Here is a 25,066-nt window from a genome sequence, read left to right as displayed (position 1 = left end):
AATAGTTATTAAGAACTTTATAATATTATCATAATATGTTACAACTTCTTAAGTAGTTTTTTTAGGTAAAAAAAAATCCGTTTAAGAGCTAGTTAAACGGATTTTAGAAAATGTTTTTTGTATTTAATTCTCGATAGTATTAATGAATTGCTATTTCAAATGGCAACATAGCTTGAACACCTTTTCGGGATTGGAATTTTTTGACTTGTTGTAAAAGTTGGTAATTGTCATTTCCAATTTCTTCTTTGATGATATTCTCTTTGCTTTTTGCAAATGGCAATCCGGAGATTACATCGTCAAAGTCTTTTTCGTATTCAGGAAAATTTTGAGTTGTATAGTCGGTGGTTTTAGATAATCTTGCCGCTTCTACAATGGCAGCGTTTAATCCGCCAATTTTATCTACAAGTCCCATTTTTAAAGCTTCTGCACCTGACCAAACTCTTCCTTGTGCTATAGAATCTACAGCGGCAAAGTTCATTTTTCTACCTTCGGCAACATGGCTCACAAAGGTTTTATAAATATGTTCAATACCTTCGAGTGTAACGGCTTTAAAGTTTTCATCCATTGGTACAAAAGGACTATAACGAGCCGCATTGTTATGGGTTTTTACCTGTTCAATATTAATTCCAATTTTTTTTGTTAGTTGGCTAAAGTTGGGTAGTATACCAAAAACTCCAATAGAACCCGTAATAGTGTTGTTTTGAGCAAAAATGGTATTGGCATTACAAGCAATATAATAGCCTCCTGAAGCGGCATAATTACCCATAGAAACGACCACGGGTTTTATTTTCTTAGTTAGACCAACTTCTCTCCAAATTAAATCAGAAGTTAAAGCATTTCCTCCAGGGCTGTCTATTCTTAACACAATAGCCTTTACTTTTTTGTCTTTTCGTGCTTCTTGTAAGGATCTGCGTATGGAACCTTCGCCAATAGTGTTTACATCTCCTTCGCCACTTTGTATTTCACCTTGTGCATAAATAATAGCTATTTTATCATCGGTTTCAGATAGAACAGATGTGGTTAGCATTTTGTGGGTATAATCGCTAATAGATATTTTGTTGTAGTCTTTGTTGAGATTGACTTTTAATGCTTTTTTTATGTCATTATGATAGACATCTTCATAAGCAATATAGTCAATTAGTTTTTCATTTTTAGCCATTTCAGGAGTTCTAGCCAGTAAACCATTGGCAATTTCGTTTAATTTAGCAACAGATATATTTCTGCTCTTAGCGATATCAGCTGAAACGGAAGTCCAGATGGATTGCAATAATGCTGTAGTTTGTTCTCTATTAGCATCGCTCATTTTGTTTTCTAAGAATGGTTCAACGGCACTTTTGTATTTTCCGTGACGAAGCACTTCCATTCTTACTCCGGTTTTTTCCTGTAAATCTTTGTAGAACATAATTTCAGAAGAAAGTCCTTTAAAATCCAATTCGCCCACAGGATTTAAATAAATGCTATTGGCTACGGAATTCAAATAATATTCTTTTTGCGAATAGCTATTGGCATAAGCCATTACAAATTTTCCTGATTTTTTAAAGTTTTCCAGAGCATTTCGCAAGTCTTTGCTTTGTGCCATTCCTAGTTCGGATTCGTTGTTCAAAATAGAAATCCCTTTGATATTGTCGTCTATCGATGCCACATCGATAGCATCGATAACATCCGAAAGACCAACGTTTTTTTCTTCAGAGAAAAAACTCATCCAAGGATCTTTGTATTTTCCAGCATAATCATATTTTACATCTTTCAAATCCAATTCGATAACCGAATTGTTTTTTAGGCTTTCGGTTTCAGATTCTCCGCCAAAAATGGCTGCAATAAAAATGATTCCGAAAAAAAATAACATTAAAAAAACAAACAGACCTACAACCGTAGCAATCACATTACTTAAAAATTTCATAATAGTATTCTTTGATTTTCTAGAGTAAAAGCATCCCAAATTTAGGTTCTTTCTGGAACTAGGATGCAGACACTTTATGCAAATATATTGCTATTTCTAAAATTCTTTAGTTAATTTGTACTTAATATGAAAGCACAGCACCAGGTTGTTTTATCCATTGGGAGTAATCAAGGCAACCGACTTGAAGTTATAAAAAACTGTATTGCATTAATACATCAGGAAATAGGAACCGTTATTGAGGTTTCTAAAGTCTATGAAACCGCTGCTTGGGGGTTTGATAGTGATGCTTTTTATAATTGTGCTTTGGTGCTACATACCCATATTTCTGCTTCCGAAGTACTTGTAAAAGCCTTGTCAATAGAACAAAAGTTAGGGCGCATTCGAAAAAATGAAAGTAGCTATCAATCTCGAATTATTGATATAGATTTAATTGCTTTTGATGAAGTGATTATTCAAACAGAAACCCTCCAAATACCACATCCATTAATGCAAGATCGAAAGTTTGTGTTGCTTCCTTTTCAGGACTTAACCATAAACTGGATGCATCCTATTTTGAATAAAAGCATTACAGAATTAGTGGCAAGTTGCCCTGATGAAGGTATTTGCGAAGCAGTTGCAACTATCGAAAATCCGCTGCAACAACTATTGCTTAAAAATCTGAATTATATAGCTTTTGAAGGGAATATTGGTGCAGGAAAAACCACTTTAGCCACTAAAATAGCACAAGATTTTAATACTAAAACCCTTTTGGAACGTTTTGCAGAAAATTCTTTTTTGGAGAAATTTTACAAGGATCAAGAGCGCTATGCTTTTCCGCTAGAATTGTCTTTTTTAGTGGACAGGTATGAGCAAATTTCAGGAGATTTGGCGGCAGTGGATTTGCAAAATGATTTTTTAGTTGCCGATTATCATGTTTTTAAATCGTTGATTTTTGCCAAAGTTACTTTGGTAGACGAAGAATATCAGTTGTATAAAAACCTTTTTGATATTGTTTACAAAGAAATTCCCAAGCCTGATTTGTATGTTTATTTATTGCAAAATCCAGAGCAATTATTAGCAAATATCAAAAAAAGAGGACGAAGTTATGAACAGGAAATTTCAGCAGAATATCTAGAAAAAATTAATACGGCTTATTTGAATTATTTACAGCTTAACACTGATTTGAATATTCTAATTATCGATGTTACCAATAGAGATTTTGTTCATAATCAATCGGATTATCTATTTATTTTAGAAGAAATTCAGAAAAAAATCAATGCTTAGTTTATCTTTTTAAAGAAAAGTGACCTCTGATTTCAGGACTGTCTTTGTCGATTTTTAATACATACCAATAATCAGAAGCCGGAAGCATTGTTTGGTGATAAGTTCCATTCCAACTCAGATTTTGTGCATTTAAAATGCTTATTAATTTTCCATAGCGGTCAAAAATAGTTACACTTGCTTTTGGATAATAAATTAAGCCATTAATTTCCCAACGGTCATTATAGCCATCATTGTTTGGAGTGAAAAATTTTGGAACAATCAAAACAATAAAGTTTTTAGTATCCATTCCGCAAGAATTTATTTCTCTAACAAATGCAGTCTGTAATCCACTTGGGGCGTCAAAAAATACATTAGAAGATTGAAAATTAGTTCCATCAATAGAATATTCAAAATAAGATTGTTCTTGTTTTGGATAAATTACTACTGTAGTTTCGTTTACATCTACATAATTAATTTCAGGAAGAATATGTTCTGTAACAATAATCGTTTTTTGGCTGCTGCAATCATCAGAATTAGTAACATCTACGGTGTACGTTCCAGCAGTAGATACTGAAATTTTTTGAGAATTAGCTCCTGTTGACCATAAATAACGCATTCCTGAAAGTCCAGCATCTAGTTCAATACTGTTTCCTTGGCAAAAAGAAACGGCTTCATCCATAACTATGGGAGGCGTATTTACTACAATATTTACAGATGTTCTGTTTCCAGTACTGCAACCATTGTTAACGGCTTCGGCATAATAGATTGTATTTTGTGTAATTGTTGGAGTGGTAAATTGTGCTCCAGTACCAACAATACTACCTCCGTTTGCTGTGTTGTACCAGTTGATGTTTCCCACATCAGTAGTAGCAGTTAAAGTAGTCTTTCCTGAGCCACATATAGGTATTGTGGTGGTAGAGACGGTTAAGGTTGGGATTTTATTGATAGTGGCTGTAACTTTTACTCTTGTAGATTCGCAACCATCAGCTTCGGCATAGTAGTCTGTTGTTGTTGATAAATTTGGAGTTGTAAAGCTATTAGTTGTTGCTAGAAGAGTTCCTTCTGTGGGAGTATCGTACCAGTTTACTGTTCCATTAAGAGCTGTTGCTTTTAGTGTTACTGAGCCGTTTCCACATCTTGATGCTGGAGTAGTATCTGTTATTTTAGGTATGCTTAGGGTTGTGCTTGCTGAAAGATGCAATTCAGGATCACCGGGCATTCCGCCATATTCTACAATGTAGCCCTTTGGATGATAATTGCCTGGAGGATCTCCATCATTAGAAAGATCATTCCACGCTCCTGGCTTTCCAATTTCGGGTGCTGTAATATGGGCATAATGCTCGCCAGTTGGTTTAAAAGACTGTATGTTGTTATTAGGTTCATTATTATTCCAATTCGCATAATAATCAGGAGCTGTTTTTGATCCGTTTGCGGTTCCAATCCAAAAAGTCCTACCACTTCCTCCGTTTTCCAGACCTTCAGGTCCGGTAACCCATTTCCAAGTGCCTTCAATTTCGGCATCACTTCCGCCAATCCATCCTGTGCCTGGTGCCTGTGCGCCTGCTAATTGAGCTTCATCGGAAGCGGTTAAGGTGGCTAAATAACCTCGTAAGCCGTGATAGGGAGGTCTGTTTGAAGCAGCATCTCTGGCTGCAGTCCAGCTAATCCCATAACTGTCTACATATTCATAATAATGACCGTTTCGAGGTAAGTAACTAAGCTGTCCTGCGCCTATGGTTATAGAAAAACTTCTGCTGCCTGAAGGTGAAGGTGATGAATTGTAAAATTCTACTGCTTCAATAGCTTCTTTAAAATCGGAATAAGGTATTAAATCATTTGTCGAACTAAATAATTTTAACTTTCCCTCTGAAGCAGAAAAAGAACTTGTTATTGATGGGTGAGTACTTTTAAATAAGTCATTCAATATTAATAAATCCTGTCCATAAACATATCCTGAAGAAATTTGAATGTAAACGGCATCAGTACTCGTTTCAGATGGGTCGTTTGTAATAAGTACATTTTTGGCAATCTTTTGATAAGTTCCCGGGCAATAGGTTTCATAGCCTTCGGCTGTTATTGTTGGAGGATCAATAGTTATGTTTGTAGAAGAATAGGATTGATTTGCGATAAATAATACTAGTGTTACAATATATAATACCCTGTTTGTCATATTGTAAAAGTATTATTTTTTTGAATATGACGTTATTTTGACCAATTCATTTTTTGAAATAAATCCCAAACTACAATTCCGGCACTAACGGAAATGTTTAAGGAATGTTTGGTTCCTAATTGTGGAATTTCAATACAGCCATCACATAAGGCGACAGCTTCTTGCGCTACACCATGCACTTCATTTCCGAAAACCAAAGCGTATTTTTGATTTTTTTCAGGATTAAAATCTTGCAAAAAAATAGCACTTTCTACTTGTTCAATGGCTAGTGTTATAACACCTTCTTGTTTTAAAGTGCTTATGGTGTTTAATACATTTTCGTTGTGTTCCCAACTTACAGTTTCGGTAGCACCTAATGCTGTTTTATGTATTTCCTTATTAGGTGGTGTGGCGGTGATGCCACATAGATATATTTTTTCAATCAAAAAAGCGTCAGCAGTTCTAAAAACAGAACCAATATTATGCAAACTACGCACATCGTCTAAAACTAAGATAAGTGGTGTTTTATCTGATTTTTTAAAGTCTTCAACAGATTTGCGTTCTAATTCGCTGTTTTCTAGTTTTCTCATTTTTATGATGCAATTTATTCGAATAAAAAAAGCTTCCGATTTTAAGAAAGGAAGCTCTTTTGAGTATTTTGTGATTTAAAGTTTAGCTCTTTTTCTCGTCATCAGGAAGTACTGTTCCTTTGATAGTTAAAACTTTTGTAGTTTGTCCTTCTGCATTTGAAGTTACAGTTACAGTTTTAGTAAAAGCACCCACTCTGTCAGTAGCATATTTTACGCCAATTACTCCTTTAGCTCCTGGAGCAATTGGTTCTTTTGGAGTTGAAGGTACTGTACATCCACATGAACCTACAGTATTAGTAATGATAAGAGGTTTGTTTCCGTTATTAGTAAAAACAAATTCACGTTTTCCATCAGCGTTATGAGCAATAGTTCCGTAGTCTATAGTTTCAGTTTCAAAAACCATTCCTGCACCGTTTACTTTTGCCATTTTAGTAGCCGTTGCTTTGATTTTTTTAGTTGTTTCCTGAGCTTTAGAAGTAGTAATTCCAAAAACAACAAGTGCTGCAAGTAAAATTATTTTTTTCATTTTTTTTAAATTTTATGTTTTATACAACAAATCTAAAGAAAAAATCATGCCAATGGTTTAAAATTTACTTAAAAATGCTTTTAATTTTTGAAGTGGTGGTTATTCATTATAAAATTTTTAAATTCGCTTTCTCATTTTTCTAATAAATAAAACACGAAATAAATTGGCATCTAAAGAGAAAACAGTTAAGGAAACTCCATTAATGAAACAGTATAATGAGATAAAGAGAAAGTATCCGGATGCTTGTTTGTTGTTTAGAGTAGGAGATTTTTACGAAACATTTGGAGAAGATGCTATTCGATCGGCAAAAATACTGGGAATTACATTAACCAAACGTGGTGCCGGTTCAGAAACAGAAACTGCCTTGGCTGGATTTCCGCATCATTCCATAAATACTTATTTGCCAAAATTAGTAAAAGCAGGACTTCGAGTGGCTATTTGTGATCAATTGGAAGATCCGAAAATGACTAAAACCATTGTGAAACGTGGCGTGACCGAATTAGTTACTCCTGGTGTTTCCATGAATGATGAGGTGTTGCAATCTAAAACCAATAATTTTCTAGCTTCGGTTTATTTTACCAATAAATCCATCGGAATTTCTTTCTTAGATGTTTCTACAGGTGAGTTTCTTACGGCTCAGGGAAATGGAGAATATATTGATAAGTTGTTACAGAATTTTAGCCCATCGGAAGTTTTAATTCAAAAAAACAATAAAAACGATTTTAAGGAAAATTTTGGCGATGATTACCACTGTTTTTATTTGGAGGATTGGGTTTATAAAGAAGATTATGCATTTGAAACTTTAACCAAACATTTTCAAACCGTTTCTTTAAAAGGTTTTGGTGTAGAAGAGCTAAAAGAAGGAATTATTGCTTCGGGTGCTATTTTGTATTATTTGTCCGAGACTCAACATAATAAAGTACAACATATAACGGCTATTCAACGAATTGCTGAGGATGCTTATGTTTGGATGGACCGATTTACTATTCGAAATCTCGAATTGTATCATAGCTATAATCCTAATGCTGTTACACTTTTGGATGTAATAGATAAGACGTTGTCACCAATGGGAGGGCGTTTGTTAAAGCGTTGGTTGGCTTTACCTCTTAAAGATAGTAATAAAGTAAGAAGTCGTCATGATGTGGTTTCTTATTTGAAAGATAATCAGGAGGTCTTGCAAAAAATGCAATACCAGATTAAACAAATTTCCGATTTAGAGCGTTTGATTTCTAAAATTGCAGCCGGAAAGGTTTCTCCGCGGGAAGTAGTTTATTTAAAAGAATCCTTGGATGCAATTATACCAATAAAAACATTAGCCTTGGCTAGTCCGCAAGAAGCGGTAAAAACCATTGGTGATAGTCTGCATAGTTGTGATTTATTGCGAGAAAAAATAAAAACAACTTTAAATCAAGATGCTCCTGTAGCTATCAATAAAGGGAATGCTATTGCAAAAGGAGTTAATGAAGAATTAGACGACTTGCGAGCGATTTCTAGTTCTGGAAAAGAATTTTTAGAGGGAATTGAAAAAAGAGAATCTGAAAGAACAGGAATTTCTTCGTTGAAAATATCTTTTAATAATGTTTTTGGGTATTATATAGAAGTTAGAAATACGCATAAAGATAAGGTTCCTGTCGAATGGATTAGAAAACAGACGCTGGTAAATGCCGAGCGTTATATTACAGAAGAATTAAAGGAATATGAAGCTAAAATTCTGGGTGCTGAAGAAAAAATTCATAAAATTGAATCAGAATTATTTGAGCAATTAGTAGCATGGATTGCTACTTATATTAAACCAGTTCAATTGAATGCTAATTTAGTGGCACAATTGGATTGTTTGTGTTCTTTTACCCAATTGGCTATTGAAAACAAATATGTTTGTCCGGAATTAGACGAAACATTCGAGTTGGATATTAAAAATGGAAGGCATCCGGTTATTGAAAAACAATTGCCAGTAGGGGTACCTTATATTGCAAATGATGTTTTTTTGGATAGAGAAACGCAGCAGTTAATTATGATTACTGGGCCTAATATGTCGGGTAAGTCGGCTATTTTACGCCAAACGGCTCTAATTGTACTCTTGGCTCAAATGGGAAGTTTTGTGCCTGCTGATAGTGTGAAAATGGGAATTGTAGATAAGATATTTACCAGAGTAGGAGCGAGTGATAACATTTCGATGGGAGAATCTACTTTTATGGTCGAGATGAACGAAACTGCTTCTATTTTGAACAATATTTCGGATAGAAGTTTGGTGCTCTTAGATGAAATTGGTAGAGGAACAAGTACCTATGATGGAATTTCTATTGCATGGGCTATTGCTGAATTTTTGCATGAGCATCCATCAAAACCTAAAACCTTATTTGCAACCCATTATCACGAGTTGAATGAAATGGGTGAGTCGTTGAAACGTATTCAGAATTATAATGTTTCTGTTAAAGAGTTGAAAGATAATGTGCTTTTTATTCGAAAATTAGTCAAAGGAGGAAGTGCACATAGTTTTGGTATTCACGTGGCTAAAATGGCAGGAATGCCTCAAATTGTGATTTTGAAAGCACAAAAGATTTTGAAAAAATTAGAAAAAGATCATTCTAGTGATGCTTTAAACGGCATCAAATCAGATAAGGAAGAAATGCAAATGAGTTTCTTTAATTTAGATGATCCGCTGTTAGAGGAGATAAAAGAAGAGATTTTAAATATCGATATCAATTCGGTTACTCCAGTGGAAGCCTTGATGAAACTCAATGAAATAAAAAGAATGTTGACAAGGAAATAATTTTTATTTTAAAATCAAGTAAATCAAAATATTAGAAAAAAATATTTATTTTTTCAATAAAAACGCTTGTGTAATCGAAAAAAGGTCTTAAATTTGCATCCGCAATACAGAACAAGTATCGCGGTTCTTTTTAAGGATTGATAATGCGAAAATAGCTCAGTTGGTAGAGCGCGACCTTGCCAAGGTCGAGGTCGCGGGTTCGAGCCCCGTTTTTCGCTCGAAACCATATCATGCTCGGATGGTGAAATTGGTAGACACGCTGGACTTAAAATCCAGTGAACAGCAATGTTCGTGCGGGTTCAAGTCCCGCTCTGAGTACAAAGAAAGCTTCAAACATAATGTTTGGAGCTTTTTTATTTTGGGCTAGTTTGTATTTGGATGATAATTTCTTTTATTTGAGGTAAAAAATAATATGGGGACTTTTGTGATTAGTAAACGATTTAGTGGAGATTACAAATTTGAATTTGTTTCCAGAAAAGGAAAAACAATTTTTACGAGTAATGCTTATGAATTGCGAATGGATTGTGAGGCCGATGCGGAATATTTGCGATCGGTTTTTGAAAGTTGTTCGTATGTGAAGTTTAAGACCTCAAAAGGAAAGTTTTTCTTTAGGGTGGTTACGGGGGATAGAGTAATAGCTGTGAGTCGAAAATATTCTACTGAGCTAATGGTTCAAAAAGGTATTGACGAAATTGTTAAATACGGATCTAAAGCAGAGATATTGGATTTTGCTAATAATGATTTTGTATTTGAGGATTGATTTTTTTTGTTTTTTATCTTGCTGGATAGAAAATAGAAGGCGTAAAAAAAGCCGTCACAATGTGAACGGCTTATTTTTTTTACTGTAATTTAAAATTACTCAGCAGCAGGAGCTTCAGTAGCTTCAGCAGCAGCAGTATCAACAGCAACAGCAGCAGTATCAACAGCAACAGCAGCAGTATCAACAGCTACAGCAGTAGTGTCAACAGCTTCTTCAGAAGCAGGAGCTTCAGCTTTTTTACAAGATACAACAGTTAATACAGCAACTACAGCTAAACTTAAAAATACTTTTTTCATCTTACTTTATTATAAAAGGTTAATTATTAATTCGGAGCAAAGATATAAAATTTTTGACACGTAAAATATTTTTTCATTTTTTTTTTAAAATATTATTCGATTATATTTTGCGACTTAAAATGTAAGTTTTGTATCTAAAAATTAGTATTGTTTAAAAGCAACTTTTGTTAATTTGACTTAAAAATAGTCTTTGTATCGCGTTTTTTTAATGCTTTGATTGATAGCTTTTTAGTTTTGTATTTGTTGCTTTTTTGGGATATTTTGTAAATTACGAGATTGGAAACTATCTTTTTTAAGAATACAATTTTTAAGCATGAAGATTTTTGCGATTCTTTTAGTGCGATTTCATAGCTGATATTAGTCTTTAAAAAATGCCTGAAAAATGTTGAATTGATTTTTTACTTCTGCTTATAGAACTATTTTTTGTTTAGATTTTATCTAAAATTAATGTTGTAGCTCCCTTATTATTTTTTACAAAGTTTTTGCAAATACTACCTTTTTTCTTACGATTAATTTCGTTTGTAAGCAAATAATTGAAAGTTTCGGTTAATTCAGCGCTGTTTGAAATGCTAATACAGCCTTCAAGATTTACCAATTCAATTGCTTCGGCAAAATGAGAATAGTTGGGGCCAATGATAATTGGGACTCCAAAAGTAGCTGGTTCTAATAGGTTGTGGACACCTGGGTTTCCAAAACCTCCTCCTACATAAGCAATGTCAGCGTAGCTGTATATTTTTGTTAGTATCCCGATAGTGTCAATGATGAATACATCAAAATCTGCTAAGTGTTTGTTTTCTTTTTCAGAGAATAATACGGTCTTTCTAGTTATGTTATTTTTTAATTGTTGGATTTGCTCGCTCTTTATATTATGTGGCGCAATGATGAATTTTACTTTTTGTGTAGTAGAATTGATGTATTTAACTAAAAGGTTTTCGTCTTTTGGCCATGAACTTCCTATTACTATAGTAGTCGTGTTGTTTTTAAACTCAGCAATAAAATCTAAAGTGTTGTCTTTTTCTAAAATGCTAACCACTCTGTCAAAGCGTGTATCGCCGGAAACCGCCACATTTGTATGGTTTAACTCAAGTAGCAGTTTTTTAGATTTTTCATTTTGGACAAAAAAGAAAGTGAAACTATTTAATGCATTTCTGTAAAATTGTCCGTACCATTTAAAAAACATTTGGTTTTCTCTAAAAATACCTGAGATTAAATATGTAGGTGTATTTGATTTCTTTAATTCGTTCAGATAATTCGGCCAATATTCATATTTAATAAAAAAAGCCATTTCAGGATGAACTAGTTTTAGAAACTTTTGTGCATTCTTTTTGGTGTCCATTGGTAAATAAACCGTTATATCTGCTAGCGGGTTATTTTTTCTAACTTCATAACCTGATGGAGAAAAGAAAGTCAGTACAATTTTATGTGCAGGATATTTTTCTTTTATTTTTTCAATAACAGGAAGCCCTTGTTCGTATTCGCCTAAAGAAGCGGCGTGGAACCAAATGGTTTTGTCTTTTGTGTCTATCTTTTGCGAAAGCGTATCAAAAACTGTTTTTCTTCCTGAAACAAACAGTTTCATTTTTGGACTAAAAAGTGCTACGATTTTTAAGAATAAATCGGCAATTGTAATGATGAAATTGTATAGAAAAAGCATTCGGATATTTTTTGGGGCTAAAATACATTTTCTTTGGCTTAAAATCATTGGTTTGAAATCAATAATAGCTATTTTTGTTTCCCTTTTATGAAAGTTTGATGTTTAAACAATAAGTGTTAATACTACAGCTTTCTAACTATTTAATTAAGTTGAAATGAAGAAAATTCAAATGGTTGACTTAAAAAGTCAATATGATAAAATTGCTGCTACAGTAAATACTTCTATTCAGGAAGTTTTAGATAATACTGCTTATATTAATGGACCTCAGGTGCATCAGTTTCAAAAATCTTTAGAAGATTATTTAGGAGTAAAACACGTAATTCCTTGCGCTAATGGTACAGATGCATTGCAAATTGCGATGATGGGATTAGGGTTACAGCCAGGAGATGAGGTAATTACTGCCGATTTTACTTTTGCTGCAACTGTCGAGGTAATTGCTTTGTTACAATTAACTCCTGTTTTGGTAGATGTTGATGTGGATTCTATGAATATTTCTTTGGAAAGAATTAAAGCAGCTATTACACCTAAAACAAAAGCAATTGTTCCTGTACATTTATTTGGTCGTGCGGCGAATATGGATGATATTATGGCTTTGGCTAAGGAACATGATTTATATGTTATTGAAGATAATGCTCAGGCTATAGGAGCGGATTATATTTCGACAAAAGGAATAAAATCAAAAGTAGGAACGATAGGTCATGTGGGCGCTACTTCATTTTTTCCATCTAAAAACTTAGGTTGTTATGGAGATGGCGGAGCTATTTTTACTAATGATGATGCGTTGGCACATACCATTAGAGGAATTGTAAATCACGGAATGTACGAGCGTTACCATCATGATGTGGTAGGTGTAAATTCACGATTAGACAGTATTCAGGCGGCAGTATTGAATGCTAAATTGCCATTTTTGAATGATTATAATGAAGCGCGTCGTACAGCGGCGGCTAAGTATAATACGGCTTTAGCGGGTCATGTAAATATTATTACACCTTCATTTGACCATACAGAAAACAATCATGTTTTTCATCAATATGTGTTGCGAATTATCAATTCCGATAGAAATGCATTGATGCAGCATTTGTTAGATAAAGGAATTCCTTGTGCTATTTATTATCCAATTCCATTGCATTCGCAAAAAGCGTATGCTGATGTTCGTTATAACGAAGAGGATTTTCCGGTAACGAATGAGTTGGTTAAAGAAGTTATTGCTCTTCCAATGCATACGGAATTAGAAGACGAACAAATTCAATTTATTACAGATAGTATTTTAGAATTTTTAAATAAATAATTATGAAAAAGTATTTCTTACTGCTTGTTTTAGTATTAATTTCATTTTCAAATCTGGCGCAAACAAAAACTGTTTCAAATGAAGAAACTGCGGTTGCAAATCAGGTAGAAGCTCTTCGAAAAGCTTTGATAGATCCTACTGAAGCGAACTTGAAAGCATTAACAGCAAAGGATTTGAGCTATGGTCATTCCAGTGGCGTACTTCAGGATCAAACCGTTTTTATTGAAAAATTACTGAATGGTGAATCGGATTTTGTAACGATAGAATTTCAAAATCAAAGTATCCAAGTTATTGGAGATGTTGCGATAGTAAGACACAATTTGGCTGCACATACTAAGGATAGTGGTGTTGAAAAAGATATCAAAATAGGTATTATGTTAGTTTGGCAAAAGCAAAAAGGGAAATGGCTGTTAATAGCCAGACAAGCTTTTAAATTGCCTGTATAAAGTAGAAAAGTATAGCAATAAAAAATCCCAAATTAACCTGAGTTAATTTGGGATTTTTTATTATAAAACTAATTCTTGGTATAGTTTTTCAAAAGTGCTGTCTAAATCATCACTAAAGCCCGAATGTGGTCTTGAGGTTTGTATACTTGAACTTTTTACTGCGGTAAGCCATCTAAAGCGTTCGTCTTTTTCAAATAGAGCAATTGGGCCTGCGTTTTTTTTGCCTTCACAAATAGCAACAAAAGAATCTAAATTAATTTTGAGTTGCTCCAAATCAAATTCTTTGCAAAAAGCATTGATTTTAGCTGTAGGAATTTGATACTGAATGCGTAAATACTTTTGACGCTTGGAATACAGCATTAATCCTAGATTGATAAATTCTTCGCGTTCTACTCTTGGTACCACACGAATGACAGCATAATCATATAAGTGTTTTTCGTGCATCTTGAGCTTGTTTTAAAAAGATTTCGGCGTTTTGTAAGCGTAGGCTTAAAAACTGAAAATAAATGGCTTTGATTTCGGCTGGACTTATAGTTTGATCTTCCCATTGCAACCAATCTTCTGGAATTTGATTGACAATTTCTTCAAGGATGGAATCGTTTAGTTTAGCGCTGCATGTTTCATGTGCTTCTTCAAGTTGAGATGCTTTAGGAATTAAAACGTGATCTTTAATTAAGACAAAAGGCGTTACAGCTGTTTTTTCCCAGTTAGTCCAGGAATGATGAAAATAAAACGAAGCGCCGTGGTCAATCAACCAAAGTTCTTTTTTCCAAATTAATAGATTGGTGTTTTTAAAAGTTCGGTCAACATTTGTAATAAAAGCGTCTAACCAAACAATTTTTGAAGCTAATAAAGCTTCACAATCATTGGCTGCTGCATCATAAGTGATGGCACCAGATAAATAATGTAAACCTAAGTTTAATCCTTGGCTAAACTTTAATAAATCCTGAATTTCTTCATCGGCTTCTGTTCTCCCAAAAGCTTCATCTAATTCGGCGAAAACTAATTCAGGAACTGGTAAACCTAAAATTTTTGCAATTTGACCACCCAAAAATTCGGCAATCAAAGCTTTTACGCCATGACCAGCTCCTCTGAATTTTAAGACATATTTAAAATCGTCATCGGCTTCCGCCAATGCAGGTAAGGAGCCACCTTCTCTAAGTGGAGTAATGTATCGGGTAACGTTTACTGTTCGTAAATTTGGAATCATAAAAAGAAAATCTTTGAACAAAGATAGCTAAAAATCAGGCTGCAATTATGGGGCTATTTTGTATTTCAAAATTTTTTAATAAAGAAAAATCCTCACAAACATTTGGTTTATGAGGATTGATTCTGTATTGTTTATTTTCTAAATCTACTTATGCATTTGCAGTAGCAGCTTCTTTATTGATCTTTCCAATTAATCCGGTCAATACTTTTCCTGGACCAACTTCAGTAAATAAAGTAGCGCCATCAGCAATCATTTGTTGTACCGATTGTGTCCATTTTACAGGAGCGGTCAATTGGATGATTAAGTTTTTCTTAATTTCATTTGCATCAGAAACAGCTGTAGCCGCTACGTTTTGGTAGACTGGGCAAATTGGGGTTGAAAAAGTAGTTGCTTCAATGGCAGCCGCTAATTCTTCTCTTGCAGGTTCCATCATAGGTGAGTGAAAAGCGCCACCTACTGGTAATAACAACGCACGTTTAGCACCTGCTTCTTTCATTTTTTCGCAAGCTAATTCAACTGCTTTAAATTCACCTGAAATTACTAATTGTCCCGGACAGTTGTAGTTTGCAGCAACCACAACACCATCTATAGAAGCACAAACTTCTTCTACAATAGTATCAGCTAATCCTAAAACGGCAGCCATTGTGGAAGGAGTTATTTCGCAGGCTTTTTGCATCGCTAAAGCTCTTTGAGAAACTAATTTTAATCCATCTTCAAATGATAAAGCACCATTAGCCACCAAAGCAGAGAATTCCCCTAAAGAGTGACCCGCTACCATTTCTGGTTTGAAATTCTCTAGAGTTTTAGCTAAAATAACAGAGTGTAAAAATACAGCTGGTTGGGTAACTTTAGTTTCTTTTAATTCTTCTGCAGTTCCTTCAAACATAATATCTGTGATGCGGAAACCTAATATTTCATTGGCTCTTTCGAATAATTCTTTTGCTAATGGAGAGTTTTCATATAAGTCTTTGCCCATTCCTGTAAATTGTGCTCCTTGACCTGGAAATACGTATGCCTTCATATTTTTCTAATTTAAAAATTGAAATATTTAAAGATTGAAAAATTATTCAATCGGGATGCAAAAGTAGTATTTTTTTAGGATTTATAAATTTATTTAAAAAATGACAAAAAAATAAAGCCTTTCTATTTCGTGTTGAAACAGAAAGGCTTCGTAGGGTTTGATAGTCTTTATTCGGTATTTTTATTGTTTTAACAATTGTAATTCGATGTTCAATTTTACTTCTTCACCAACTAAAACACCACCAGTTTCTAGAGCAGCATTCCAGTTCAAGCCCCAGTCTTTACGGTTTATTTTACCAGAAATATTCAAACCTACTTTGGTGTTTCCCCATGGATCTTTCATTAATCCGCTGAATTCAGTAGCTAGTTTTACTTCTTTAGTAATGTCTTTTATGCTTAAATCGCCAATTAGCTCATAATCTTCGCCTTTTTTAGTAAAAGAAGTGGCTTTGAAAGTTAGTTTTGGATGATTTTCAGCATCAAAAAAGTCGCCACTTTTTAGATGATTGTCTCTATCTGTATTGTTCGTGCTTATTGAATCTATGTTTGCCGAGAATTCAATGGTTGCTTTTTCAAAGTTGTCGTCTTCAGTTGAAATATTAGCTTCGTAATTATTAAATTTTCCCGAAACATTAGTAAACATCATGTGTTTTACTTTAAATCCAATTTCTGAGTGAGTAGCGTCAATTGCCCATTTTGTAGTTGCCATAATTGTATCTTTTTATTGTTATATCATTTTGATAAGACAAATTTACAGCAAGACTAAGGATGGAGCTCTTAACCTAGATTAAGAAATAAAAAAAAACTCTCATTTTGTTTAGACTATTTCTTCATACAAGGAAAGGATGGGAAGGTCCAGACTTTCAGTTGCGTTTATATTTTTATTTTTGAGTTTGATTTTTTTAGGTTTTCTGGTTTCTATTAAAAGGTCAATGTTGTTTTTGGAAATGGTATCTTTTAATAATGATTGTAAATCTTCGGGATTTTGATCGTTAAAAATTTTAGCCTTGCTGACAATTCTGAAATTAAAATTTTTAGGAATCAATTCCAGTAAATCTTCCAACTGAAGTTTAGAAAAGTTTTGTTCTAAATACATGGCTTTAGTCAAATCAAAAACATCACAATTAGGATTTAAATGTAAAATTGGACATTTGCAATTACAAAGAATTTGTATGAATTGATTGTGGATTTTCTTTTTTGCTGATTTGTATGATGTGCTAAGTATCGTTAATTCGATTTCTAATTGTTCGATTAAATTTTTCATTAAAGGAACCGAAATACCATATTGATGATGAATTTTTAAGTTGCAATTTTGAGAAATAGTGATTAATTCTCTACAATAATCCAATACGTTTTTTTGGGTAGGGTTTAACTCACTTTTCATCGTTCTTAAGTAAGTTGCTGATGAAAACGTTTCTGGAATTTCGTTAACTAATAGTATATAAACAGTACATTTTTGACCTCTAGATTGTTGGATAGCTATCCTAACTGCGGTTATTGTATCCGATTCTAATATTGATGGGATTAAGAAGTTTTTCATATGTATAGTTCATTTATACATACAAAATAAATGCTTGAACATTAGAGTCTTCTTGGATTAAAATTAGAATTTCCTAAGATTCTACATTAGAATTTCTAATGTTACTTTTTTTCGAAAGTAATATTCACAACCGTTCCTTTTCCAGTTTCCGATTGAATTTGCAATTCGCCATTGTGCATTCGGATAATTTTCATAGCCAATGGTAAGCCCAATCCGTAACCGTTGTATTTAGAAGCTATTTTTCCTCTAAAGAAAGGTTCGTATAAATACGGAATGTCTTCGGGAGGGATTCCAATTCCAATATCGGTAATAGCAATTTTAATCTTAGATTGATCTATTGAAAGACTTACAAAAACCTCGTCGTTATCTGAATATTTTACAGCATTTGAGATGATGTTATTCAAAGCGAGTTCCAATAAAGGTCTGTTGCAAGGAATGGTTAAAAGTGTTTCGTCTTCCGGAATAGTATTCAGTCTAATGTTGACGCGATTATTAGGAAAAAGAGTGTCAATTGAAGCCTTGACTTCTAAAAGAATTTCGTCTATGCGAGCAATATCTAAAACCTGTTTGGTGCCATCATAGCCTGTTTGGGTTAGTTTTAGAAGACTTTCGGTAAGGTTTCCTAATTTAGAGGCCTGTTTGTTGATGTTTTCTAAAGAAAGAATATATTCTTGTTTTTCACGGTCTTTTAAAAGCATGATTTCGGTTTCGGCAATAATAGTGGTTATTGGCGTTTTGAGTTCATGCGAAGCGTTATTGATAAAATTAGCCTGGATTTCAAAAGAAGTTTCTAAGCGATCCAGCATATCGTTGAAGGTTTTGGTCAAATCCGATATTTCGTCATTACCATTGGTGTCAGCCAATCGGTTATGAAGGTTAGAAGCGCTAATGCGATGCACTTCATTTGTAATTCGAGCAATAGGATTGATTACTCTTCGGGCTAAAAACTTACCGAAAAAGTAAGCTAAAATTATAAAAGCAATTCCTCCAAAAATTAGTATTTGTAAAATATAAATAGTACTAGTATTGCCACGGCGGTCTATGGCAGTCACAATTACAATGTGTTTTTGACCTCCTTCATTGAAAATTTGTCCATAATAATAACGATGATTTTCCTCAATCCAGCTGGAACCTTTTTTCATTATCGTATGATAAAATTCTGGTGGGAGATGTAAATCAGTATTGTATTCAAAAGTATTTTTGCTGTTTACTTTTAACACAAAATCATTTTCTTCAACCAATTCTTCTAGTCCTCTTTTTTTAAAATTTTTGAAATAATCTTTTTGTTCAAGATTTTTTTGATAATAAGCTGACGAAGCAATTTTGGCTCTGTCTTGGAGTCTTTTAATGAAATAATATTGGTTGTTTTGCTTGAAAAGAGAAAAAATAACAATGCACAAAAGCAGGGTGCTAAAACCCGAAAGTGCAATGTAAGTAATGGTTATTTTTTTTCTAATTTGCATGAGTTATGATTTTATAATGTATCCCAAACCTTTGATAGTTTGGATTAATTTGTTTTGATATGGTTTGTCTATTTTATTTCTTAAATAATTAATGTAGACATCAACTACATTGGTATTCATGTCAAAATTTATATCCCAAACATTTTCTAGAATCTTTTCTCTGGATAAAATAGTGTCGGCATTGCTAGCCAAATAATGCAATAATTTAAATTCTTTGGCGGTCAACTGAATGGGTTCTCCATTTCTTTTTACTGAAATGGCTCTAGTGTCAATTTCTAAATCATCAATTTGAATCAAGCTGTTAGGTTTGTGTTCTTGGCTTGAACGTCTGGCTAATGCTGCTATTCTGGCTTCCAATTCTGAAAATTTGAACGGTTTTGCCAGATAATCGTCGGCACCAGCATTCAATCCGGTAACGATGTTTTCAGTAGTGCCTAAAGCAGTTAAAAGTAAAATTGGGACAAAGTTTTTAGCAGCTCTTAATCTTCTGCAAATTTCGATTCCGTTAATATCTGGAAGCATAATGTCTAAAACAATCACATCAAAATTGTGATTCAAAATCATTTCTAGTGCTGTTGTTCCGTCAAGAGCAACGCTTACTTCATTGTTTTTCTCCGAAAGTCCTTTTCGTATAATGGATAAAAGATGCGGTTCATCTTCAACGATGAGTAGTTTCATAAATGATTTTTTTCTGTATCAAAAATAAATATTGTCTTTTTAAAATTATACAAAATTGTGTTTTATCTTTTCTTTTTATTAAAATCGTAGTGAGTGCTATTGTTTTGTATGTGATTAAAGATTGGATTTTGATTTTTTTATAAAAATGCAATACCTTGGTTTGTCTTTTTTTGAAAAATAAAAAAGCGCTACTTAAGGTAACGCTTTTAATAAAGGATTGATTCTTTTTTAAAGAGTTATTGATTGTATAATTTCGTCTAATTCTCCTTTTAATTTATCATTTGTAATTCCTTTTTCAATGTCAAAATTATCATTGAAACTTGGCAACGAAAAACTTCCTTTAATGTCAGCACCTTGATAAGGAAAACGGTTTTTTGCAATTTCTAAAACCGAAAGACCTCCTCTTGGTCCTGGTGAAGTAGCCATAAGTAGGGTTTGTTTTTCCTGAAGGAATTTTGGATTAATTCGGGAAGTCCAGTCAAATATATTTTTAAATGCAGTAGCATAAGCTCCATTATGCTCGGCAAATGAAATAACAATTAAATCGGCAGTTCCCAGTTTGTTGAAAAAATCAGTTGCTAGTGTTGGAATTCCATTTTCCGATTCTTTGTCTAAAGAAAAAATGGGCATTTCATATTCGTTTAAGTCTAAAACTTCAACATCGGCGTTTTCAAATTGCGATGCTGCATAGGTTGCTAATTGTTTATTAATGGAGTTTTTACTTGATGAAGCGCCAAAGGCGATAATTTTTTTAGTCATTTTTATTTATTTAAAAAGTAAGTCAATGCTCCCGAAGGACATTTGTTTACGGTTTCGATAATTTTTTCTGTAGTTGAACCTTCGGGTTTGATCCAAGGTTTTTCTTTGGGTTGGAATACATCAGGATTGTTGCGAACACAATTAGCCGAATGGATGCATTTTGCTGATTGCCATACAATGGTAACTTCGCCATTTGTATATTCTTTGGTAAGGTCTTTTGGATTCATAATTAGAGTTTGGTGTTAATAGTTACTTTTCCTTTTAAAATTTTAGAAACAGGACATTTATCGGCAATTAATAATAATCGCGTTTTTTGTTCTTCAGTAATTTCAGAAGAAAAAGAGATTTGTCTTGAAAATAAGGTTTCAAATTCTCCGTCTAATTCTTGAGTGGCATTTACAGCAACATTAATTTCGGGTATATCCCAGCCTTTTCGATCAATATACATACGCAAGGTTGCTAGAGTACATCCAGCTAAGGAAGCTAAAAGTGCCGAATAAGGATCAGGACCTAAGTCTTTTCCGCCATTGCTTTCCGGTTCATCCATAATAAGTTGGCCATTACGCCATGAAACGGTACACAAATATTTTTGAGTGCCTATAGTTCCAATAATATCTTTTTCTACTAAATTTTTCATAACTAATTATAAATCAGATTTGATGAATGTTTACAAAACATCACTATATTCAGGTGTTTTATCAAAAACTTTTTTGGCAAATGGACATAGAGGAAGGATTTTTAAATTGTTTTCCCTTGCAAATAAAACCGCTTGTTCTACCATTTTTTTTCCAAAGCCTTTGCCGTTGTTTCCAGCATTTACTTCGGTATGATCAATGATTATTTTGTGTGGACCAGCAAAAACAAAGGTCATTTTTGCTTCAATCTTATCATTTACTTTTACATAAAAATAACCTTTTTTTTCGTTGTATTCTAAACCTATTATTCCTTCCATGATTTTTCGTTTTTTTAGTGTTTCATTGGAACTTCCATCAATAAGAATTTAGCATCGCTAGTTGCTTTGATGTCTAAAGTTTTAAAATCAGTTATTCCTAAACCATCACGAGTTTCTAATTCTTGTCCATTCACAGTAATAGTTCCTGAAATTACAAAAACGTACATTCCGTTTCCTTCTTTTTTGATTTCATAAGTTTTAGAAAAATCTTTATCAAAGTCAGCCAAATGGAACCAAGCGTCTTGGTGAATCCAAACTCCTGCATCATCTGGATTTGGTGATAAAACTTGAGCGAAATCATTTTTCTCTAAAGATTTGTCTAAGGTTATTTGTTGGTAACGAGGGGTTACATTTCTAGTTTTTGGAAACAACCAAATTTGGAATAACTTAGTTCTTTGATCAGCATTTGGATTAAATTCACTGTGTTGGATTCCTGTTCCGGCACTCATCACTTGAACATCACCTGTTTTTATAGTAGCTGCATTTCCCATGCTGTCTTTGTGAGCCAAATCACCTTCTAGTGGAATAGTAATAATTTCCATGTTGTCATGTGGATGTGTTCCAAAACCCATTCCTGGTGCAATAGTGTCATCGTTCAATACACGAAGTGTACCAAACTGAACTCTATCAGGGTTGTACCAGCTAGCAAAACTAAAGCTGTGGTATGCGTTTAGCCATCCGTGATCTGCGTGTCCTCTTGTATCTGCTTTGTGTAAAACTGTAGTTGCCATGATATATTTGTTTTATTGATTATTATATTACAAATGTACAGCCATCACAAGCATTTTGTACTTAACCTAGATTAAGAAATAGTTTTCGGTGTTCAAGGTTTAGGAATAAGAACCAAAGTTGATTTGAAAAAATAGAATATTATTTACTTTTTAATAATCGACTTTTCATTTTACTGAAGAATTCTGGAGTAACTCCTATATAAGATGCAATTTGCTTTTGAGGTATTTTGTGTTGTAAGTCGGCGTATTTTTTTTGAAATTTATCATAGCGTTCTTCGGCAGATAAACTCAAATTATCCATCAATCGCTCTTGATGCGCTACTAACGAATTTTCGATAAGAATTCTAAAAAAGCGTTCCAGTTTAGGAATTTCGGTATAAAGTTGCTCTTGGTTTTCTTTAGAAAGCAGTACTAATTCAGCATCTTCTAAAACTTCGATAAAAAGATTTCCAGGTTTTTGAGAAATCAAACTGTACATATCGCCAATCCACCAGCCTTCGCAAGCAAAGTTTAAAACATGTTCTACTATGTTGTCATTAATATTAAAACTTCTTAAAATACCTGAATTTACAAAATAAGAGTGTTTGCAAATTTGCCCCGGACTCAACAAAATAGTCTTGGCTTTGTGATGTTGAATTTCGAGTTTGCTTAAAAAAAGTTGCTGCTCTTCGGGTGTAAGAGCAACATGTTTTTCAATATTATCTAAAATCAAAGACATTGTGCTTTTTTACAGTTATGTCCTGCAAGATAGTGATTTTAGTTGGGTGCTGTTTTTCTTATTTTGAATAATTTATTTACTATTTGCATGAGTTAGCACTTCTCTTATCATTACATGCTAGCATTTGTTTTTTGTCTTTTATCTAGCGTTTTCAATAGATTTTAGTATTGGGATAAGATTTTTATTCTAAATTTTCGAATGTTTTCGTTTATAGTTGTTTAATTTAAGTAGCTTGTAATTTAAATTATTATATTAGCATTTAATGGAATTCAAAATAAGAATTCTCAATCAAAATAACTGAGTTTGTAATAAATTATCAATCTTTTATTTGTAGAAATTTTTTCTAATGTCTGAAACAAAAGCAATTAATAATAGACTACTAGTCGTAAATCTTATGGAAGGTAATGAGAAAGCTTTTAGTGAGCTTTTTAATATCTATTGTAATGATGTTTATGCCTATAGTTTTAGTATGCTTAAGAATGAAGCTTTTGCCGAAGAAATAGTTCAGGAAGTTTTTATGAATATCTGGTTGCATAGAGACAGACTTAATCCTGATTTATCCTTCAAATCATATGTGTTTACCATAACGCGTAATCTAACCTTTAATAGTATTAGCAAAATAGCTAATAATCGTAAGTTTAAGGAAGAGGTGTTTTACAGCAGTCAAAAATCATATAGTCCTATTGAGGATATTCTTGCTGAAGCTGATTATGATACCATCAAGAATAAAGCTATTGAACAATTGCCTCCTAAGCGCAGAATTATTTTTGAAATGTCTCGTAATCGAGAAATGAGTTATGAGGAAATCAGTAAAGAATTGAATATTTCTGTCAGTACTGTAAAAGGTCAAATGAGCAAAGCCTTAGCAGAAATTAGACATTTTTTAGAAACTCATGGGGATGTTGCACTTCTTATTACTCTTATTTCTTCCCGTTGGTTAGAATAAAACGCCTTTAATATTTTTGGTTTTTTCTTTCTTTTTTTCTTTCTATTTGTTTGTATTTTTTTCTTTTTGAGTGTTATTTTTTAATTTTCGAAAAAAAATAATAATACTCGATAGTACTTTTCTATTTCTCATCTGTATTATATATAAGAACCTAAATATTATGCAACACGATAGCTATATCCATAAAATATTAAAAAAATTCATCTTGAATCAATGCTCTAAAAAAGAGGTTGATGAAGTGATAGAGTATGTTCAGGGTTTAACAAATGCTAATGGACTGCCGACTGTTGAAGAAGTGTTGTCAATTTTAGATGAAAAAGCGATGATGTCTCAGGAAGATATTATACGTATTCAAAATAAAATACTAGCCACTTCTCAAAAACAACAAAATTCAGCACCAAAAAAGATATTTCATTTTATGAAATATGTGGCAGCAGCAATTTTGATAGGTGTTTTAAGTACAACTTATTTATTTAAGGATGATATTTTTAATAAATCGGTTCAAAATATTCCAGTAGTAGTTAAGCAAGATAAAAAAAATCTTGAACCAGGTACTGATAAAGCCACACTTACATTAGGGAACGGTTCCCAAATAGCATTAGTAAATGGGAGTTCATTAAAAACTCAAAATGCCAGCAGTAATGGAGAAGGAATTGTTTATGAAGCAGGCGAAACTAAAACAGCCGAAGTAGTTTACAATTATTTGACTATTCCTAGAGGAGGTAAATTCTTTATTAAATTATCAGATGGTACTCAAGTTTGGTTGAACTCTGAAACTAAATTAAAATTTCCAGTGGCATTTATTGAGGGCCAAACCAGACAGGTAGAATTAGTTTATGGTGAAGCTTATTTTGCGGTATCACCTAGTACAAAACATAAAGGAGCTCATTTTAAAGTTATCAGCAACAAACAGCAAGTAGATGTTATAGGGACAGAATTTAATATTAAAGCATATAGAGATGAGATTAATGTTTACACCACTTTAGTTGAAGGGAAAGTAGATGTAAATATTGAAAACAAAAAGCTAAGGTTAATTCCTAATCAACAATTGAATGTAAACCTAGCCACCAATAATTCGGCAATTAGAAATGTTGATGTTTTTAATGAAATATCCTGGAAAGATGGTGTTTTTAGTTTCGAAAAAATAACGCTTAAAGAGATGATCAAAGTATTGTCACGCTGGTATGATGTTGATTTTACTTTTAAAAATAAAGGAATTGAAAATGAAATTTTTGATGGGGTTTTAAGAAAGACTCAAACTTTAGACGAGATTTTGAAAAGTATTAAATATTTTAAAATTATTAAAAACTATGAAATAAAAGACAAACAAGTAATCCTGGAGTAAAACCACAAACACGTAAGCAGCTGTTATAGAGTTATGCTTTCTTCATTCCAAACTATTTAAATCTATTAACTTATTGTATAACC

The 25,066-nt window shown here is 33.0% G+C and carries 26 protein-coding genes and 2 tRNA genes; 9 read left to right on the top strand and 19 right to left on the bottom strand.

The genetic code is table 11. The features are described from left to right. Window positions 1-139: 139 nt before the first annotated feature. Window positions 140-1,900, bottom strand: coding sequence for a signal peptide peptidase SppA (sppA, locus tag AC4FRF_RS00865; RefSeq protein ID WP_491157550.1), 1,761 nt, complete (start codon window positions 1,898-1,900; stop codon window positions 140-142). A gap of 126 nt (window positions 1,901-2,026) precedes the next feature. On the opposite strand from sppA, the gene folK reads away from it, so the two are divergent. Continuing rightward, window positions 2,027-3,163 carry a 2-amino-4-hydroxy-6-hydroxymethyldihydropteridine diphosphokinase gene (gene folK, locus AC4FRF_RS00860; protein WP_491157549.1) on the top strand — a complete coding sequence of 379 codons (1,137 nt, stop codon included), beginning with the start codon at window positions 2,027-2,029 and terminating at the stop codon, window positions 3,161-3,163. A gap of 1 nt (window position 3,164) precedes the next feature. On the opposite strand, the gene AC4FRF_RS00855 is transcribed toward folK, so the two are convergent. From AC4FRF_RS00855 to AC4FRF_RS00845, 3 genes are all read right to left on the bottom strand, one after another. After that, entirely contained in the window at window positions 3,165-5,312 is a 2,148-nt protein-coding gene (locus AC4FRF_RS00855) for an Ig-like domain-containing protein (protein WP_491157548.1), read from the bottom strand. Window positions 5,313-5,344: 32 nt separating this feature from the next. Then, a complete protein-coding gene (locus AC4FRF_RS00850) occupies window positions 5,345-5,881 on the bottom strand; it encodes an RNA methyltransferase (RefSeq protein ID WP_491157547.1) in 537 nt (178 codons plus the stop codon). Window positions 5,882-5,963: 82 nt separating this feature from the next. Beyond that, window positions 5,964-6,407 carry a DUF1573 domain-containing protein gene (locus AC4FRF_RS00845; RefSeq protein ID WP_491157546.1) on the bottom strand — a complete coding sequence of 148 codons (444 nt, stop codon included), beginning with the start codon at window positions 6,405-6,407 and terminating at the stop codon, window positions 5,964-5,966. Window positions 6,408-6,570: 163 nt separating this feature from the next. Between AC4FRF_RS00845 and mutS the strand changes: the two genes are divergently transcribed. From mutS to AC4FRF_RS00825, 4 genes are all read left to right on the top strand, one after another. Further along, window positions 6,571-9,177, top strand: a complete 2,607-nt coding sequence (gene mutS, locus AC4FRF_RS00840) for a DNA mismatch repair protein MutS (protein ID WP_491157545.1) — start codon at window positions 6,571-6,573, stop codon at window positions 9,175-9,177. Window positions 9,178-9,322: 145 nt separating this feature from the next. Beyond that, window positions 9,323-9,395: transfer RNA gene (locus AC4FRF_RS00835), tRNA-Gly, on the top strand. A gap of 14 nt (window positions 9,396-9,409) precedes the next feature. Further along, window positions 9,410-9,495 (top strand) — tRNA-Leu (locus tag AC4FRF_RS00830). A gap of 94 nt (window positions 9,496-9,589) precedes the next feature. Continuing rightward, on the top strand, window positions 9,590-9,937 hold the full coding sequence (locus AC4FRF_RS00825) for a DUF1508 domain-containing protein (protein WP_491157544.1): 348 nt from the start codon (window positions 9,590-9,592) through the stop codon (window positions 9,935-9,937). 95 nt (window positions 9,938-10,032) lie between these two features. On the opposite strand, the gene AC4FRF_RS00820 is transcribed toward AC4FRF_RS00825, so the two are convergent. Then, window positions 10,033-10,233 (bottom strand): hypothetical protein, encoded by a 201-nt coding sequence (locus tag AC4FRF_RS00820; protein WP_491157543.1) that lies wholly within the window; start codon window positions 10,231-10,233, stop codon window positions 10,033-10,035. 427 nt (window positions 10,234-10,660) lie between these two features. Beyond that, entirely contained in the window at window positions 10,661-11,887 is a 1,227-nt protein-coding gene (locus tag AC4FRF_RS00815) for a 3-deoxy-D-manno-octulosonic acid transferase (protein WP_491157542.1), read from the bottom strand. A gap of 154 nt (window positions 11,888-12,041) precedes the next feature. Between AC4FRF_RS00815 and AC4FRF_RS00810 the strand changes: the two genes are divergently transcribed. Then, on the top strand, window positions 12,042-13,175 hold the full coding sequence (locus AC4FRF_RS00810) for a DegT/DnrJ/EryC1/StrS family aminotransferase (RefSeq protein WP_491157541.1): 1,134 nt from the start codon (window positions 12,042-12,044) through the stop codon (window positions 13,173-13,175). A 2-nt stretch (window positions 13,176-13,177) separates the two neighbouring features. Beyond that, entirely contained in the window at window positions 13,178-13,621 is a 444-nt protein-coding gene (locus AC4FRF_RS00805; RefSeq protein WP_491157540.1) for a nuclear transport factor 2 family protein, read from the top strand. Between the two features lie 60 nt (window positions 13,622-13,681). Here AC4FRF_RS00805 and AC4FRF_RS00800 read toward each other — a convergent pair whose 3' ends face one another. From AC4FRF_RS00800 to AC4FRF_RS00740, 13 genes are all read right to left on the bottom strand, one after another. Then, window positions 13,682-14,065 (bottom strand): DUF3037 domain-containing protein, encoded by a 384-nt coding sequence (locus tag AC4FRF_RS00800; RefSeq protein WP_491157539.1) that lies wholly within the window; start codon window positions 14,063-14,065, stop codon window positions 13,682-13,684. Further along, window positions 14,043-14,831: a HipA family kinase gene (locus tag AC4FRF_RS00795; RefSeq protein ID WP_491157538.1), complete on the bottom strand. Its 789-nt coding sequence runs from the start codon at window positions 14,829-14,831 to the stop codon at window positions 14,043-14,045. The genes AC4FRF_RS00800 and AC4FRF_RS00795 overlap by 23 nt, the downstream gene beginning before the upstream one ends. A 148-nt stretch (window positions 14,832-14,979) precedes the next feature. After that, window positions 14,980-15,852 carry an ACP S-malonyltransferase gene (gene fabD, locus AC4FRF_RS00790; RefSeq protein ID WP_491157537.1) on the bottom strand — a complete coding sequence of 291 codons (873 nt, stop codon included), beginning with the start codon at window positions 15,850-15,852 and terminating at the stop codon, window positions 14,980-14,982. A gap of 180 nt (window positions 15,853-16,032) precedes the next feature. Continuing rightward, window positions 16,033-16,560, bottom strand: coding sequence for a YceI family protein (locus AC4FRF_RS00785; RefSeq protein WP_491157536.1), 528 nt, complete (start codon window positions 16,558-16,560; stop codon window positions 16,033-16,035). Window positions 16,561-16,668: 108 nt separating this feature from the next. After that, a complete protein-coding gene (locus AC4FRF_RS00780) occupies window positions 16,669-17,391 on the bottom strand; it encodes a hypothetical protein (RefSeq protein ID WP_491157535.1) in 723 nt (240 codons plus the stop codon). A gap of 101 nt (window positions 17,392-17,492) precedes the next feature. Beyond that, window positions 17,493-18,854, bottom strand: coding sequence for a HAMP domain-containing sensor histidine kinase (locus AC4FRF_RS00775; protein WP_491157534.1), 1,362 nt, complete (start codon window positions 18,852-18,854; stop codon window positions 17,493-17,495). A 3-nt stretch (window positions 18,855-18,857) separates the two neighbouring features. Continuing rightward, the gene (locus AC4FRF_RS00770) at window positions 18,858-19,532 is read right to left on the bottom strand and encodes a response regulator transcription factor (RefSeq protein ID WP_491157533.1); all 675 of its coding nucleotides are present in this window, start codon (window positions 19,530-19,532) and stop codon (window positions 18,858-18,860) included. 228 nt (window positions 19,533-19,760) lie between these two features. Then, window positions 19,761-20,291 carry an NADPH-dependent FMN reductase gene (locus tag AC4FRF_RS00765; RefSeq protein ID WP_491157532.1) on the bottom strand — a complete coding sequence of 177 codons (531 nt, stop codon included), beginning with the start codon at window positions 20,289-20,291 and terminating at the stop codon, window positions 19,761-19,763. Window positions 20,292-20,293: 2 nt separating this feature from the next. Next, complete coding sequence (locus AC4FRF_RS00760; RefSeq protein ID WP_491157531.1) at window positions 20,294-20,518, bottom strand: (4Fe-4S)-binding protein; 225 nt, start codon at window positions 20,516-20,518, stop codon at window positions 20,294-20,296. Between the two features lie 2 nt (window positions 20,519-20,520). After that, window positions 20,521-20,928, bottom strand: coding sequence for an OsmC family protein (locus tag AC4FRF_RS00755; protein WP_491157530.1), 408 nt, complete (start codon window positions 20,926-20,928; stop codon window positions 20,521-20,523). A 30-nt stretch (window positions 20,929-20,958) separates the two neighbouring features. Beyond that, window positions 20,959-21,243, bottom strand: a complete 285-nt coding sequence (locus AC4FRF_RS00750; protein WP_491157529.1) for a GNAT family N-acetyltransferase — start codon at window positions 21,241-21,243, stop codon at window positions 20,959-20,961. Between the two features lie 14 nt (window positions 21,244-21,257). Continuing rightward, the gene (locus tag AC4FRF_RS00745; RefSeq protein ID WP_491157528.1) at window positions 21,258-21,974 is read right to left on the bottom strand and encodes a pirin family protein; all 717 of its coding nucleotides are present in this window, start codon (window positions 21,972-21,974) and stop codon (window positions 21,258-21,260) included. 139 nt (window positions 21,975-22,113) lie between these two features. Then, on the bottom strand, window positions 22,114-22,692 hold the full coding sequence (locus tag AC4FRF_RS00740; protein ID WP_491157527.1) for a Crp/Fnr family transcriptional regulator: 579 nt from the start codon (window positions 22,690-22,692) through the stop codon (window positions 22,114-22,116). A gap of 394 nt (window positions 22,693-23,086) precedes the next feature. On the opposite strand from AC4FRF_RS00740, the gene AC4FRF_RS00735 reads away from it, so the two are divergent. Then, window positions 23,087-23,638, top strand: coding sequence for an RNA polymerase sigma-70 factor (locus AC4FRF_RS00735; RefSeq protein WP_491157526.1), 552 nt, complete (start codon window positions 23,087-23,089; stop codon window positions 23,636-23,638). Between the two features lie 160 nt (window positions 23,639-23,798). Continuing rightward, entirely contained in the window at window positions 23,799-24,983 is a 1,185-nt protein-coding gene (locus AC4FRF_RS00730) for a FecR family protein (protein ID WP_491157525.1), read from the top strand. The last annotated feature ends 83 nt before the right edge of the window (window positions 24,984-25,066 follow it).

This window comes from Flavobacterium sp. ST-158 (assembly GCF_058309975.1).
This window is presented reverse-complemented; position numbering and strand designations above follow the sequence as displayed.

What these genes read in the sequence shown, in the direction of transcription:
- fabD (WP_491157537.1), bottom strand. Translation starts at nt 15,852, where the DNA reads ATGAAGGCATACGTATTTCCAGGTCAAGGAGCACAATTTACAGGAATG.
- AC4FRF_RS00740 (WP_491157527.1), bottom strand. Translation starts at nt 22,692, where the DNA reads ATGTCTTTGATTTTAGATAATATTGAAAAACATGTTGCTCTTACACCC.
- sppA (WP_491157550.1), bottom strand. Translation starts at nt 1,900, where the DNA reads ATGAAATTTTTAAGTAATGTGATTGCTACGGTTGTAGGTCTGTTTGTT.
- AC4FRF_RS00850 (WP_491157547.1), bottom strand. Translation starts at nt 5,881, where the DNA reads ATGAGAAAACTAGAAAACAGCGAATTAGAACGCAAATCTGTTGAAGAC.
- AC4FRF_RS00810 (WP_491157541.1), top strand. Translation starts at nt 12,042, where the DNA reads ATGAAGAAAATTCAAATGGTTGACTTAAAAAGTCAATATGATAAAATT.
- AC4FRF_RS00855 (WP_491157548.1), bottom strand. Translation starts at nt 5,312, where the DNA reads ATGACAAACAGGGTATTATATATTGTAACACTAGTATTATTTATCGCA.
- AC4FRF_RS00765 (WP_491157532.1), bottom strand. Translation starts at nt 20,291, where the DNA reads ATGACTAAAAAAATTATCGCCTTTGGCGCTTCATCAAGTAAAAACTCC.
- AC4FRF_RS00735 (WP_491157526.1), top strand. Translation starts at nt 23,087, where the DNA reads ATGGAAGGTAATGAGAAAGCTTTTAGTGAGCTTTTTAATATCTATTGT.
- AC4FRF_RS00825 (WP_491157544.1), top strand. Translation starts at nt 9,590, where the DNA reads ATGGGGACTTTTGTGATTAGTAAACGATTTAGTGGAGATTACAAATTT.
- AC4FRF_RS00745 (WP_491157528.1), bottom strand. Translation starts at nt 21,974, where the DNA reads ATGGCAACTACAGTTTTACACAAAGCAGATACAAGAGGACACGCAGAT.
- AC4FRF_RS00750 (WP_491157529.1), bottom strand. Translation starts at nt 21,243, where the DNA reads ATGGAAGGAATAATAGGTTTAGAATACAACGAAAAAAAAGGTTATTTT.
- AC4FRF_RS00845 (WP_491157546.1), bottom strand. Translation starts at nt 6,407, where the DNA reads ATGAAAAAAATAATTTTACTTGCAGCACTTGTTGTTTTTGGAATTACT.
- AC4FRF_RS00815 (WP_491157542.1), bottom strand. Translation starts at nt 11,887, where the DNA reads ATGCTTTTTCTATACAATTTCATCATTACAATTGCCGATTTATTCTTA.
- AC4FRF_RS00820 (WP_491157543.1), bottom strand. Translation starts at nt 10,233, where the DNA reads ATGAAAAAAGTATTTTTAAGTTTAGCTGTAGTTGCTGTATTAACTGTT.
- AC4FRF_RS00730 (WP_491157525.1), top strand. Translation starts at nt 23,799, where the DNA reads ATGCAACACGATAGCTATATCCATAAAATATTAAAAAAATTCATCTTG.
- AC4FRF_RS00785 (WP_491157536.1), bottom strand. Translation starts at nt 16,560, where the DNA reads ATGGCAACTACAAAATGGGCAATTGACGCTACTCACTCAGAAATTGGA.
- AC4FRF_RS00775 (WP_491157534.1), bottom strand. Translation starts at nt 18,854, where the DNA reads ATGCAAATTAGAAAAAAAATAACCATTACTTACATTGCACTTTCGGGT.
- AC4FRF_RS00800 (WP_491157539.1), bottom strand. Translation starts at nt 14,065, where the DNA reads ATGCACGAAAAACACTTATATGATTATGCTGTCATTCGTGTGGTACCA.
- folK (WP_491157549.1), top strand. Translation starts at nt 2,027, where the DNA reads ATGAAAGCACAGCACCAGGTTGTTTTATCCATTGGGAGTAATCAAGGC.
- AC4FRF_RS00795 (WP_491157538.1), bottom strand. Translation starts at nt 14,831, where the DNA reads ATGATTCCAAATTTACGAACAGTAAACGTTACCCGATACATTACTCCA.
- AC4FRF_RS00805 (WP_491157540.1), top strand. Translation starts at nt 13,178, where the DNA reads ATGAAAAAGTATTTCTTACTGCTTGTTTTAGTATTAATTTCATTTTCA.
- AC4FRF_RS00780 (WP_491157535.1), bottom strand. Translation starts at nt 17,391, where the DNA reads ATGAAAAACTTCTTAATCCCATCAATATTAGAATCGGATACAATAACC.
- AC4FRF_RS00770 (WP_491157533.1), bottom strand. Translation starts at nt 19,532, where the DNA reads ATGAAACTACTCATCGTTGAAGATGAACCGCATCTTTTATCCATTATA.
- AC4FRF_RS00755 (WP_491157530.1), bottom strand. Translation starts at nt 20,928, where the DNA reads ATGAAAAATTTAGTAGAAAAAGATATTATTGGAACTATAGGCACTCAA.
- AC4FRF_RS00760 (WP_491157531.1), bottom strand. Translation starts at nt 20,518, where the DNA reads ATGAATCCAAAAGACCTTACCAAAGAATATACAAATGGCGAAGTTACC.